General features: G+C 63.5%; 15 protein-coding genes. 8 read left to right on the top strand and 7 right to left on the bottom strand.

Annotated elements, in window-relative coordinates; translation table 11 throughout:
* Window positions 1-12: 12 nt before the first annotated feature.
* The gene (locus tag WDX12_RS29380) at window positions 13-1176 is read right to left on the bottom strand and encodes an alpha/beta hydrolase (protein ID WP_434722947.1); all 1164 of its coding nucleotides are present in this window, start codon (window positions 1174-1176) and stop codon (window positions 13-15) included.
* Between the two features lie 106 nt (window positions 1177-1282).
* Window positions 1283-2317, bottom strand: coding sequence for an alpha/beta hydrolase (locus tag WDX12_RS29375; protein WP_434725727.1), 1035 nt, complete (start codon window positions 2315-2317; stop codon window positions 1283-1285).
* A 276-nt stretch (window positions 2318-2593) separates the two neighbouring features.
* On the opposite strand from WDX12_RS29375, the gene ilvA reads away from it, so the two are divergent.
* Window positions 2594-3850, top strand: coding sequence for a threonine ammonia-lyase IlvA (gene ilvA / locus WDX12_RS29370; protein ID WP_434722946.1), 1257 nt, complete (start codon window positions 2594-2596; stop codon window positions 3848-3850).
* Entirely contained in the window at window positions 3847-4404 is a 558-nt protein-coding gene (locus tag WDX12_RS29365; RefSeq protein WP_434722945.1) for a DUF1697 domain-containing protein, read from the top strand. Before ilvA ends, WDX12_RS29365 begins: the two co-directional genes overlap by 4 nt.
* A gap of 11 nt (window positions 4405-4415) precedes the next feature.
* Here the strand turns inward: WDX12_RS29365 and WDX12_RS29360 are convergent, their stop codons facing one another.
* The gene (locus tag WDX12_RS29360) at window positions 4416-4703 is read right to left on the bottom strand and encodes a DUF2218 domain-containing protein (protein ID WP_320295919.1); all 288 of its coding nucleotides are present in this window, start codon (window positions 4701-4703) and stop codon (window positions 4416-4418) included.
* A 116-nt stretch (window positions 4704-4819) separates the two neighbouring features.
* Window positions 4820-5260, bottom strand: a complete 441-nt coding sequence (gene gloA, locus WDX12_RS29355) for a lactoylglutathione lyase (protein ID WP_320295918.1) — start codon at window positions 5258-5260, stop codon at window positions 4820-4822.
* A 260-nt stretch (window positions 5261-5520) separates the two neighbouring features.
* Here gloA and WDX12_RS29350 point away from each other — a divergent pair, with 260 nt between their 5' ends.
* The 4 genes from WDX12_RS29350 (at window position 5521) to WDX12_RS29335 (ending at window position 8025) form a co-directional block, all read left to right on the top strand.
* Window positions 5521-6114 carry a cold-shock protein gene (locus WDX12_RS29350; protein WP_320295965.1) on the top strand — a complete coding sequence of 198 codons (594 nt, stop codon included), beginning with the start codon at window positions 5521-5523 and terminating at the stop codon, window positions 6112-6114.
* A 114-nt stretch (window positions 6115-6228) separates the two neighbouring features.
* The gene (locus WDX12_RS29345; RefSeq protein ID WP_434722944.1) at window positions 6229-6729 is read left to right on the top strand and encodes a DUF192 domain-containing protein; all 501 of its coding nucleotides are present in this window, start codon (window positions 6229-6231) and stop codon (window positions 6727-6729) included.
* A gap of 12 nt (window positions 6730-6741) precedes the next feature.
* Window positions 6742-7509 (top strand): alpha/beta fold hydrolase, encoded by a 768-nt coding sequence (locus WDX12_RS29340; protein ID WP_320295916.1) that lies wholly within the window; start codon window positions 6742-6744, stop codon window positions 7507-7509.
* Window positions 7510-7524: 15 nt separating this feature from the next.
* Entirely contained in the window at window positions 7525-8025 is a 501-nt protein-coding gene (locus WDX12_RS29335) for a GNAT family N-acetyltransferase (protein ID WP_434722943.1), read from the top strand.
* Window positions 8026-8061: 36 nt separating this feature from the next.
* Here WDX12_RS29335 and speB read toward each other — a convergent pair whose 3' ends face one another.
* Window positions 8062-9027 carry an agmatinase gene (gene speB, locus WDX12_RS29330; protein WP_434722942.1) on the bottom strand — a complete coding sequence of 322 codons (966 nt, stop codon included), beginning with the start codon at window positions 9025-9027 and terminating at the stop codon, window positions 8062-8064.
* A gap of 94 nt (window positions 9028-9121) precedes the next feature.
* Window positions 9122-9727 (bottom strand): HD domain-containing protein, encoded by a 606-nt coding sequence (locus WDX12_RS29325; protein WP_434722941.1) that lies wholly within the window; start codon window positions 9725-9727, stop codon window positions 9122-9124.
* A gap of 121 nt (window positions 9728-9848) precedes the next feature.
* On the opposite strand from WDX12_RS29325, the gene cysE reads away from it, so the two are divergent.
* Together cysE and WDX12_RS29315 are read left to right on the top strand one after the other, a co-directional pair.
* Window positions 9849-10697 carry a serine O-acetyltransferase gene (gene cysE, locus WDX12_RS29320; protein WP_434722940.1) on the top strand — a complete coding sequence of 283 codons (849 nt, stop codon included), beginning with the start codon at window positions 9849-9851 and terminating at the stop codon, window positions 10695-10697.
* A 150-nt stretch (window positions 10698-10847) separates the two neighbouring features.
* Window positions 10848-11051: a DUF3126 family protein gene (locus tag WDX12_RS29315; protein WP_027166457.1), complete on the top strand. Its 204-nt coding sequence runs from the start codon at window positions 10848-10850 to the stop codon at window positions 11049-11051.
* A 69-nt stretch (window positions 11052-11120) separates the two neighbouring features.
* Here the strand turns inward: WDX12_RS29315 and WDX12_RS29310 are convergent, their stop codons facing one another.
* A complete protein-coding gene (locus WDX12_RS29310; RefSeq protein WP_434722939.1) occupies window positions 11121-11708 on the bottom strand; it encodes a hypothetical protein in 588 nt (195 codons plus the stop codon).
* Window positions 11709-11753: the final 45 nt, after the last annotated feature.

Genomic DNA, 11753 nt, shown 5'->3' with positions numbered 1-11753 from the left:
GGCGTTCGCCGGCTATCCGCCGGTGGCGATGGTCAGGACCTTGAACGGCGTCGTGATGACGACCTCGGCGACCGAGCCGACCGCCTTGCCGAGGCCTTGGCCGATATTGTTGAGCTGCGCCGGGTCGGGCTCGTCCGAGGCAAGCCCGGCCGGCGTGCGCAGCCGGTTGCCCAGCAATTGCACCAGGATCGGATTGTCGGCGAACTTGGCATGGTTCAGGCCGCCGTCGCCACCCTTGATCTTGGTCAGGTCGACGACCGTCACGCCGTAATTGGCGAGGTCGGCCGCATCGCCATAGTCGCCGACGCGCGGCTTGTCGCCGGAAATGAAGCTCGACAGCTTAAGCGCCCGGTCGTCGCCCGAAAGCAGGATGGCGAAAGGCTTGTCGGGCTTGCCGTAGCGGATCATCTGCTTCTTGAAGACATCGACGTCGATGTCGGGCGAGGCGAGGATGACGTAGCCGAGCTTGCCGCCGAGATCGCGGTCGCCGGTGATGGCGAGCTGGCGCAGCGCCTCCATCGTCAGCCAGGTGCCCATCGAATGGGCGATGATATCGATGCTCTTGACCTTCGTCCTGGCAAGCATCCTGAGCGTCGCCTCGAGGTCGTCGCGCGCGGCGGTCGAACTGTCCTTGTCGTAGATGTAGCCGGTCGCCTTGGCGCTCGATGCCCATGAGAACAGCACCGGGGTGCCCGGATAGTTGGTGTCGTGCGCGATCTGCGTCAGCCGGTAGATGCCGTCGTCAAAACCGTTGTTGAAGCCGTGCACGAACACCAGGGCGCGGTCGCCGCGCAAGGAAATGTCGGCGCCGACGGCCTTGGCGAATTGCTGCGCGTCGCCATAGTGGACGACGTCGGTGGCGGTGAATTGCTTGGCCGGGTTGGCGTCGGCCGAGCCCTTGGCGCGCTCGATCGCGCCGACCTGGTGGATCTTCGGCACGGTGACGTCGACACGGGCGTAGCTGGTGGTCAGCGAACGGTCGCCGTCGAACACCTGGCGCGGATCCTTGGTCGCCTGCTGGCGGGTCGTGGCGACGAAGATCTCATGCCTGGCGGCGATGTCGGAGGCAGGCGTGGAGACACGTTTGCGGTTGAGCAGATCGTGCGTGGGACCGGCGCAGGCGGCGAGGGCGAGCGCGAATGCAAGGACGACAACGATCTTCACATGCACAGTCACCCGGGGTCCCCCAAGGGTGGCAAACCTCTCTATTACTTCGATAAAGCCAGAGGGCTGCCGGGTCCAGTTCAAAGTCCGTGCGATGCGGAAACCCGCACCGATAGGGTTACTGCGCGGCCAACTGGCGGATGCGGTCCGTCACATCGCGATCGCTGGCGAAGCCGTCGTCCTCGCGCAGCCGCTGCCCGATCATCTGCACCATCATCGGATTGTCGGCGAATTTGGTGTGGTTGAAGCTGTCATTGCCCTTGATCTTGGAGAGGTCGACGACCGTGACGCCGTAGGAGGCGAGGTCGTCGGCATCCCGATAATCGCCGACGCGCGGCCGCGAGCCGGCGATCAGGCCGGAGAGCCTCAGCGCCCGGTCGTCGTCCGACAGGAGCAGGATGAAGGGCTTGTCCGGCTTGCCATAGCGGCGCATCTGGCTCTTGAAGACGTCGACGTCGATGTCGGGCGAGGCAAGCACGACGTCGCCGAGCTTGCCGCTGAGATCGCGGTCGCCGGTGATGGCGAGCTGGCGCAGCGTCTCCATCGTCACCCAGGTTCCCATCGAATGGGCGACGATGTCGATGCGCCGGGCGCCGGTCTGCGCCAGCATCCTGAGCGTCACTTCCAACTGGTCGCGGGCGGCGGCCGCACTTTCCTTGTCATAGACATAGTCGGTGGTCTTGGCGCCGGAAGCCCATGAGAACAGCACCGGTGTGCCCGGATAACCGGAATCATGGACGATCTGGGTCAGCCGGTAGACGGCATCGTCGAAGCCGGTGTTGTAGCCGTGGACAAAAACCATGACGCGGCCGCCGCGGGCGTCGATATCGGCATTGAGGGCGCTGGCGAATTTCGGCTGCGCGTCGTAGCCGACGACTTCCGAGGCCATGAAATATTTCGTCGGATCGTCCGATTTGCCCCGCGACCGGCGCTCGATCTGGCCGGTCTGGTGGACCGGCGGAACGGTGACGTTGACGCGCGCATAGTTGAGCGTCGCCGAGCGCTCGCCGTCGAAGACCTTGTTCGGGTCGTCGGAGCGCTTGCGGGTGGTGGCGATGAAGATCGAGTGGTTGCCGGCGATCTCGGTCGCCTGCGTCGGCACGACGACGCTGCCGAGGATTTCCTGCGTCTGTTGGCCCGCGCAGCCCGCCATCAGCAGGGCAAAGGCGATGATCAGAATTGTCTTCAACCGCACGTCGACACTTCCACTGGCATTTCCACTCCGGCCACGATTGGCCGCCCACCTCCGCGAAAACCTCCCGGACAGCCCAAGTGCGGCTAAAGTAAGTCGTGTCCAGCGGAAATTGGCTCGGCGTCGGGCGACGGCCATCGCACTGTTGCGCGAAAGCCAAAAGGGCGGCAGGAAGGTTTTCCGGCACGGGCAATGGCCATTCCGCCGCGTGCCGGCGATCGAAACGAGGGATTTTCGGTGAACAGTTTTTCCGCCCGTGTTGCCGTGGCTGCCGAAGCGATCCGCGGAATCTTCCCGGAAACGCCGCTGCAGGAGAACGACTATCTGTCGAAGAAGACTGGCGCCCGCATCCTTTTGAAGCGTGAGGACCTGACGCCCGTGCGCTCCTACAAGATCAGGGGCGCCTTCAACTTCTTCCGCAAGGCGCTCGCCGCCGGCAACAATGCGGAATTGTTCGTGTGCGCCTCGGCCGGCAATCACGCGCAAGGCTTCGCTTTCGTCTGCCGGCATTTCGGCAAAAAGGGCGTTGTCTTCATGCCGGTGACGACGCCGCAGCAGAAGATCGACAAGACGCGGCTGTTCGGCGGCGACTTCGTCGAGATCAGGCTAGTCGGCGACTTCTTCGACGATTGCTACCGCGCCGCCTTCGAATTCACCGAGGCCGCCGGCGCGCATATGGTGCCGCCTTTCGATCATAAGGACATCATCGAGGGCCAGGCGACGGTCGCCTACGAGATCGCGTTCCAGATGCCGGGCGCCCGCGCGCCCGACATCGTCATGCTGCCCGTGGGCGGCGGCGGCCTGGCTGCCGGAGTGACGCATTATTTCGCCGACCAGCATCGCGACCCGCGCTTCGTGTTCTGCGAGCCGGCGGGCGCGCCGAGCCTCGCCGAGAGCCTTGCCGGCGGCAAGCGGGTCAAGCTCGCAAAGGTCGACAATTTCGTCGACGGCGCTGCGGTGGCCGAAATCGGCCGCGAACCGCTGCGCCATCTCAAGGAGTTTACCGCCGATGCCGTCAGGCTCGTCCCTGAGAACCGGCTTTGCGCGACGATGATCGAGATGCTCAATGTCGAGGGCGTGGTGCTGGAGCCGGCCGGCGCATTGGCGATCGACGCGCTCAAGGATTTTTCGCGCAAGGAGATCAGGGGCAAGACGATTGTCGCCGTCGTCTCCGGCGGCAATTTCGACTTCGAACGGCTGCCGGACGTCAAGGAGAGGGCGCTGCGCTTCGAGGGCTTGAAGAAGTATTTCATTATCCGCTTCCCGCAGCGGCCGGGCGCGCTGCGCGATTTCCTCGAAATGCTCGGGCCCGACGACGACATCGCGCGCTTCGAGTATCTGAAGAAGTCGGCGCGCAATTTCGGTTCGGTGCTGATCGGCATCGAGACCAAGGACCGGCGCAATTTCGACCTGCTGAAAGCTAATTTCGACGCCGAGGGCGTGCAATATCAGGACATCACCGACAACGAGACGCTGGCGGGGTTCATCATATGAGCGCAAAGGGTACAGTCTTCGTCGCGCTGTTTTCCGGCATCAATGTCGGTGGCAACCGCATCGTCAAGATGGCGGAGCTCAAAGCCTTCTTCGAAGACCTCGGCTTCACCGATGTCGCGACCTATGTGCAGAGCGGCAATGTCGTGTTCCGGGCGAAGAAGGGCGACGCGGCGGTGCTGACCGGGCTACTGGAAGCGGCCTTCGAGAAGAAATGGGGTTTCAACTCGCGCATCATGGTGCGCGACGCCGGCTGGTTCGAGCGGCTGGTGAAGGACAATCCCTATCCAGAGATCGCCGGCGAGCCGACCAAGCTGCACGCCTACGTGCTGGAGCGCGAGCCGACCGCCGAGGAGGCCAAGCGGCTGGCGGAGAAATGCACCGGCCCCGAGCGCTTCGAGATCAAGGGCGACGTGCTTTACCTCAATGCGCCAGATGGTCTCGGCAAATCCGTGTTCGCCAATCTCATTGGTCGCACGCTGAAGGTGCCGGGCACGGCGCGCAACTGGCGCAGCGTGCTGGCGTTGCTAGAGATGGCGGGCAAGGCGGGCGGCTGATCGTCAGCCGCTCAGGCGGCCTTCTGCCAGTCGAAGGTGAGTTCCTCGCGGAAGGCGAAGCGCTTGATGTGATCGGCGACCACGCTCTCCAGCCGTTCCAGCGAGGCTGCATCGTCGGCATTGAGCGCGATATGGAGCGCCTTGTCGTCGGCGTCCATCACGGTGCGGCCGATCGAGAGCTGGATGGCGCCGTGCTGCGGGTCGAATTCGACCGGGAATTTATGCGACCAGTGCTTGCAGAGCTGCTGCAGATAGCGGCTGGCATGTTCGGTGGCGACATCGGCGCGGCTGATCGGCATGGAATACTCCCGGCGGGTTGAAGAAAAACGCCGGCCTGGGGAGACCGGCGCCATTGGCAGATAGATAGGCAGCGCTTGGCGGAATGCCACCCGCCAAATCGGTACGGGATCAGCGATTACCAAGCGCCCGTATTCGGCATCGAGGCCCATGGTTCGGCCTTTGCCTTGGCGGGGCCCTTCTGCAGAAGTTCGATCGAGATGCCGTCCGGCGAGCGGATGAAGGCCATGTTGCCATCGCGCGGCGGACGATTGATGGTCACGCCATTGTCCATCAGCTTCTGGCAGGTGGCGTAGATGTCGTCGACCTCATAGGCGAGATGGCCGAAATTGCGGCCGCCCTTATAATCTTCCGGATCCCAATTGTAGGTCAGCTCGACCAGTGGCGCCTTTTCATCGATGCCGCTCTGCTCGTCTTCCGATGCGGCGAGGAAGATCAGCGTGTAGCGGCCCTGCTCGTTCTCGTAGCGGCGCACCTCCTTCAGGCCGAGCTTGTTGCAGTAGAAATCGAGCGACTCGTCGATATCGGCGACGCGGACCATTGTGTGCAGATAGCGCATGGCGGCTTCCTCAAAGTGTTGGGGTTGCGGGCACCATAGGGGCCACCCGGTGAAAGGGCAATCGTCCGACAAAAGAGGCGGCACGATCGATTTCAAGCCTCGCGATTTCGGCTTCCGGAAGTGCCGGCAAACAACATTTCAGCCTTTCCAGTGCTGAACGGTGAAAAAAGGCACGTCAGCCCTTGCACACCCCGGAAGCCGCAGTGTTAATCTCTTGGGAAGAATCAGTTGCAGTTCAGTTAGAAAAAGGGGGCATTCTTATGGGGGAAAAGGCCTCTTTCACGAGGCGGGACGGAAGCCTTGACGACGCCTTGCAGCGGGACAATGGCGGCGACGCCGCCGAGCTTGTCGAAATCGCCGGCGCTATCAAATGGTTCGACGTGGCCAAGGGCTACGGCTTCATTCTTCCGGATGACGGCGTCTCGGGTGACATCCTCCTCCATGTGACATGTCTTCGAAGGGACGGTTTCCAGACGGCGCTCGAAGGCGCGCGGGTCGTCTGCCTGGTGAAACAGGGCGAGCGCGGCTTACAGGCTTTCCGTGTCCTTTCCATGGATGCCTCGACGGCGGTCCACCCGGCGGAGCAGGAACAGCGCACCCACGTTATCGTCAACCCGGAGAGCGGCCTCGAGCGGGCCTTGGTCAAGTGGTTCAACCGCACCAAGGGTTTCGGCTTCCTGACGCGGGGCGAGGGGACGGAAGATATCTTCGTCCACATGGAGACGCTGCGGCGCTACGGCATAACCGAGCTTCGGCCCGGCCAGGTCGTTCTCGTCCGCTTCGGACGCGGCGACAAAGGCCTTATGGCCGCCGAAATCCACCCCGATATGGGTACTTTGTCGGTCTCGCACTAAGCGGCCTCTCGACGCAGTCGAAAGGCCCTCTGCCGCGGCACGACCGTCTTGTCCGAAAACCGGTTCCACTTCCGCGGATCATGGTTTAGGACGAGCGTCTGGACGAGGTAACCCATGGCTCATCGCAATTGGCTGACTGCGGGCGCACTCTGCGCCGTGATCGTTTTCGCAGCCTGTTTCATCGCCGCGAAGCCGAGCTCGGCCGATGCGATGCTGCTGCCCATCGACCGGACACCGCTTGTGGTGTCGACAGGTTCGGGCGAGCGTTCCTTCTCCATCGAGATTGCCGATACCTCCGCCGAACGCGAGGCGGGACTGATGTTTCGGCAGACCATGGCCGAGGATCACGGCATGTTGTTCGTCTTCGAAAGAACGGACGAGGTGGATTTCTGGATGAAGAACACGCCGATGGCGCTCGACCTCATCTTTGTCGGCCAGGACGGCAGGATCAAGGCTATCAAGCGCGGCGAGCCCGAATCCGAAGCGATCATCTCGCCGGGACAGCCGGTGCGCTTCGTGCTTGAGCTCAAGGCAGGCACGGCCGCCAGGGACGGCATCAAGGAAGGGGACCTCTTGCGCCATCCGGCTATCGCCGCGGGCGCGGGTTCCAACTGAAAAGCCATTTCGATGCAATTCTTTTCGCATGACGGTTTCGAGCTTGCCTATCTCGATCGCCAGCCGGCCCCTGGGCATGGCGACCCGGTGCTGATGATCCACGGCTTTGCCTCCAGCCACTATGTCAATTGGGTCTCCCCGGGCTGGTTCAAGACGCTTAACGACGCCGGCTACCGGGCGATTGCCTTCGACCATCGCGGCCACGGCGCGTCATCGAAGAGCTATGACGAGGCCGACTACACGCCGCAGAAGATGGCTTCCGACGCGGCCGCGCTGCTCGATCATCTCGGCATCGAGCGCGCGCATGTCATGGGCTATTCGATGGGGGCGCGCGTCTCGGCTTTCCTGGCGCTCTCCGATCCTCAGAAGGTCGCGACGCTGGTGTTCGGCGGCCTCGGCATCGGCATGGTCGACGGCGTCGGCGACTGGGATCCGATCGCGGCGGCGCTGCTGGCGGAGGACCCCTCGCAGACCACGCATCCCCGCGGCCGCTCGTTCCGCGCCTTCGCCGACCAGACGCGCAGCGACCGGCGCGCGCTCGCCGCCTGCATTGCCAAGTCGCGCGAGTTGCTCAGCGAGGACGACATGGCTCGTATCGCCCAGCCGACGCTGATCGCCGTCGGTACCAAGGATGACATTGGTGGCTCGCCGGACGAGCTTGCGGCCCTGATGCCCAACGCCAGGGCGTTTCACATCGAGGGCCGCGACCACATGCTCGCCGTTGGCGACAAGAGCTTCAAGCAGCGCGTGCTCGAGTTCTACGCCGAAAACCCGCTCTGAGCGCGGGGCGCTCCGGTGGTCGATCTTCTCGTCACCTATATGGAGATGCTGGCGCCGCCGCAGGGCGCGCCGCTTGCGTCGCCGTCGCCCGACGCCATCGTGGCGCGCGAGAGGCTCGATCTTTCCAGCTATCTCGATCTCTACCGCGCGGTCGGCGGACCGGTGCAATGGGACCAGCGCCTGCGCATGCTGGAACCAGAACTCGGAACGCTGCTTGCCAGCGCCTCGACGCATATCCATGTGCTGCGCGTCGCCGGCGAGCCCGCGGGCATCTGCGAGTTCAACAATGTCGGCGAAGCGGCCATCGAACTCGCTCATTTCGGATTGGTTCCGGCTTTTCAAGGGAAGCGATTGGGGCCGTTCCTGCTCGACCAGGCGTTGCGCGCGGCATGGTCGCATGGCCCGCAAAGGCTCTGGCTTCACACCGATACCTATGATCATCCGGCGGCCCAGTCGGTTTACGGGCGTGCTGGTTTCAGAGGTTATGCCGAAAGGATCGAGACATTTCCGGATTAGCCGGAAAGGCGCTGCGCGCTTTTTCTCCGAATTGCCCTAGGCGCGAGCCCGCCTGCCGGCGAGGGATCTCGCCATGACGCACAGCAGCTCGAACATCATCGTCGCGCCGGCCAGCGCCGTCATGCCGGCAAGATCGAACGGAGGCGCGACCTCGACGACATCGGCGCCGGCGAAATTCAATCCGTCGAGCAATCGAACCATCTCCTGCGCCTCGCGCGTCGTGAAGCCGCCGAGCTCCGGCGTGCCGGTGCCGGGGGCCATGGACGGATCGATGCAATCGATGTCGAACGTCACGTAGGTCGGGCCGTCGCCGACAAGATCGCGCGCTTCCTGCATGACGGAAGCGGCGCCGCGTCTGACGAACTCTTCCATATAGATGATGCGCACGCCCTGCGACGTTGCCCAGTCGTGCTCGCGGGGTTCGTAGATCGAGCCTCTGATGCCGATCTGGACAACCCGCTTGGGGTCGAGCAGCCCTTCCTCGATCGCGCGGCGGAAAGGCGTCCCGTGCGTATAGGGATTGTCGCCGAAATAGCGATCGTTGGTGTCGGAATGCGCGTCGAAGTGAACCATGCCGACAGGCGCCTTGCCGGCCACGGCGCGCAGCACCGGCAGCGTCGTCAGATGATCGCCTCCGGCTGCCAGCGGCAAGGCACCGTCGGCCACGATCGCGGCAATGCCGTCCTCGATGCGCTTCAGCCCGTCGAGCAGGTTGATGGGATTGACCGACAGGTCGCCGACATCGGCGACGTTGGCGATGCTGAACGGCTCGGTTCCCGAGACGTGGTGGACGCGGCGCATCAGGCTCGACTGGTTCCTGATTTCGCGCGGACCATGGCGGGCGCCGGCCCGGTTGGTCGTGCCTCCGTCCCACGGAATCCCGACAAGGGCGATGTCGAGCCCCTTCGCGCTCGGCACGGCCGGCAGCCGCATGAAGGTGGAAAGCCCGGCAAAGCGCGGCACCTGAGCGGCGTCGACGGGTTGAAAGAAGCTGTTTTGCATGGTGTGGCCACTCCGACGCGGTTCACGTTCCCATAGTGATCGCAGGGCCCGGGATTCAGGCATAGAGGCAAAGCCCAGCGGGCTTGTGGGCCTATCAAGGCTGGCCTTGCAGCCCTTCCAGCGATCGGCTCAGGTTTTTTCTGGCCCGCGCCTCGAACCGATCGCGGAATATTTGCGTGTTGAAAATCCTCGGCCGGGCGAGGAAACTCTTCAGGACGGCGGCTCGACCGGCGCGCCACATCGGCTCCTCGAGCCAGCCATATTCCAGCCGGACCGCCTTTTCATAAGCATTGAAGATGGCGGGTCCGGCGCCGAGGATCGCCAGATCCATGTCGAGCAAAAGCGCCGCATCGTTGAGCGCGTTTTCGTCGCGGAACGGGGGCAACTGGTGGGTGGCGGTGGCGTTGATCATCGCCGCTATGCGGGCGAGGCGGTGAGGATTTACGCGCCCGGCGAGCCTTTTTTCGGCCAGTTCGGCGCTTTTTGCCTCATTGTCCTTGGCGCGGCTGTCATAGATGGCGTCGTGGAACCAGATCGCCGCTTCGACGACCTCCGGATCGTCGAGAAGGTGCCGGTATTCGGTTGCCAGCGCAAGCATAGCTTCGATGTGGGCCAAGCCGTGATAGTGGCGATCCGGGGCCTGGTAGAGCGCCGCAAGCTCGCTTTTCAGCGCTTCGTCGATCAAGGGTTCGTTTTCCATCGTCGCTTGAATCCGCGTGAACCATGTCCATTTGACAAAGCACTAAGGAAAATTGAGTTCAACCGTGCTATGATCTGGCCTATATGTGCCGCCGGAGAATGAGCAAGGCCGGAGAGCGTCGATGAACAGCATTACGATTGCCCGCCCCAGCATGGTGCAGCCGGTCGACCCGATCTGGCGGTCGATCCGCGACGAGGCGATGGAGGCGGTGAACCGCGATCCGCTGCTCGCGGCCTTCCTGTATTCGACCATCCTCAACCAGGAGAGCCTGGAAGAAGCGGTGATCCACCGGCTGGCCGAACGCCTGGCGCATCAGGACATCGGTTCCGATCTCATCCGCCAGACCTTCAAGGCGATGCTGGACGACGATGCGGAGTGGAGCACGACGGTTCGCGTCGACATCCAGGCCTATTACGACCGTGATCCGGCCTGCGACCGCTTCATCATGCCGGTGCTCTATTTCAAGGGCTTTCACGCCATCCAGACGCACCGGCTGGCGCATTGGCTGTGGAACCAGGGCCGCAGGGATTTCGCGCTCTACCTGCAGAGCCGTTCGTCCTCGGTGTTCCAGACCGACATCAATCCGGCCGCCCGCATCGGCAAGGGCATCTTCCTCGACCATGCCACGGGCCTGGTCGTCGGCCAGACGGCCGTCATCGAGGACGACGTATCGATCCTGCACGGGGTGACGCTGGGCGGCACCGGCAAGGCCAATGGCGATCGCCATCCGAAGATCCGCCGCGGCGTGCTGATCGGCGCCGGCGCCAAGATCCTCGGCAATATCGAGGTCGGCCATTGCTCGAAGATCGCGGCCGGATCGGTCGTGCTGTCGCCTGTGCCGCACAACAAGACGGTGGCCGGCGTGCCCGCCCGGGTCGTCGGAGAAACCGGCTGCGACCAGCCTTCGCGGCAGATGGACCAGCTCCTGCCGTCGCAGAGCATGGACCACGTGGTCAGCTTCGACATCTGACTTCCGTCGTCGTCGGGAACTGCCGAAATCGGGCCGCCGGTTTTCGGCCGACCTGTCCCATGCAATTGTACCGGCTTGCCTTTACATGGCCATTGTTGGCGTGTCAGAAGCGCGTTCCAACGAACAAGGCCGACATTTCGGAGAAGACTTTTGAAGCCTGACGAGATCAGAAAGCTGGACGCCTATTTCAAGCGCGTTTTCCAGAACCCCAAGCTGCAGGTCAAGGCGCGTCCGCGCAAGGAAGACTCGGCCGAGGTCTATGTCGGCGACGAATTCCTCGGCATCGTCTTCAAGGACGAGGACGACGGCGACTATAATTTCTCGATGGCCATTCTCGACATCGATCTGGCCTAGGCCAGCAACAGCTGCGGCCGGTGCACGGCAACGCTGCCCGGCCGGCCGCAACCCACAGGCGAGTGTCGCCTAATCCTGGCAATGTCGCGGAATATGCACCCGACGCCAGCTTGTCGAGCCTTCCCGCACCACCACCCGGCGCGCCACTGTCCCGTATGAAGGCGGGATTTCCCGGATGCGGACTTGTTGCGGCCGCACCAGCACTTCGTGGGCCACTGCTTCATATTCCGCCGGCTGAACGACGCGCCGGACGCGCTCCGGTTGAACCACGACCGTCTCGGCGACGCGCGCATAGCGGGCCTTGCGCCATACCTTGCACAGCACCTTGCGGCCATGGATGACGCGCCATTCCCAGGCGTAGCCGCCATCGTCGACCTTGACCGTGTGATAGACCGTGCGCGTCACCGCCGGGACGGCCTCGTAGGTGACGCGCGGCGGCGCGATCTGGTCAACGCTTTGGTAGGTGCCGTAGATCGGCGCGTCGTAATCGACCACCTGTCCGCCGGGGCTCACCATCACGTCCTCATAGACGGTGTCGTAAAGTGCGGGCCTGTGGGTCGGCTCATAACATTCGAGCGCGCGGCCGCCGGCGGCGGTTTCACAGACGCTGGCAAGCATCGCGACTGCCGCCAGCGATGCGGAGCTTTTGCGGATCATGACATTCCCCCGTTGAAAAAGGACGCCTTCACAACGCAGGACTGT

It is taken from the genome of Mesorhizobium sp. RIZ17 (assembly GCF_051127865.1).
In the GTDB taxonomy this organism is placed as follows: Bacteria; Pseudomonadota; Alphaproteobacteria; order Rhizobiales; family Rhizobiaceae; genus Mesorhizobium; species Mesorhizobium humile.
Note: the sequence above shows the minus strand (reverse complement) of the source record. Positions and strands in the feature narration are given on the sequence as shown.

Bases quoted from the DNA above. Each gene is read 5' to 3' on its own strand.
- speB (WP_434722942.1), bottom strand. From the start codon at position 9,027: ATGCAAAACAGCTTCTTTCAACCCGTCGACGCCGCTCAGGTGCCGCGC.
- WDX12_RS29345 (WP_434722944.1), top strand. From the start codon at position 6,229: ATGGCTCATCGCAATTGGCTGACTGCGGGCGCACTCTGCGCCGTGATC.
- WDX12_RS29375 (WP_434725727.1), bottom strand. From the start codon at position 2,317: ATGGCGGGCTGCGCGGGCCAACAGACGCAGGAAATCCTCGGCAGCGTC.
- WDX12_RS29360 (WP_320295919.1), bottom strand. From the start codon at position 4,703: ATGCCGATCAGCCGCGCCGATGTCGCCACCGAACATGCCAGCCGCTAT.
- WDX12_RS29325 (WP_434722941.1), bottom strand. From the start codon at position 9,727: ATGGAAAACGAACCCTTGATCGACGAAGCGCTGAAAAGCGAGCTTGCG.
- gloA (WP_320295918.1), bottom strand. From the start codon at position 5,260: ATGCGCTATCTGCACACAATGGTCCGCGTCGCCGATATCGACGAGTCG.
- WDX12_RS29310 (WP_434722939.1), bottom strand. From the start codon at position 11,708: ATGATCCGCAAAAGCTCCGCATCGCTGGCGGCAGTCGCGATGCTTGCC.
- WDX12_RS29365 (WP_434722945.1), top strand. From the start codon at position 3,847: ATGAGCGCAAAGGGTACAGTCTTCGTCGCGCTGTTTTCCGGCATCAAT.
- WDX12_RS29350 (WP_320295965.1), top strand. From the start codon at position 5,521: ATGGGGGAAAAGGCCTCTTTCACGAGGCGGGACGGAAGCCTTGACGAC.
- cysE (WP_434722940.1), top strand. From the start codon at position 9,849: ATGAACAGCATTACGATTGCCCGCCCCAGCATGGTGCAGCCGGTCGAC.
- WDX12_RS29340 (WP_320295916.1), top strand. From the start codon at position 6,742: ATGCAATTCTTTTCGCATGACGGTTTCGAGCTTGCCTATCTCGATCGC.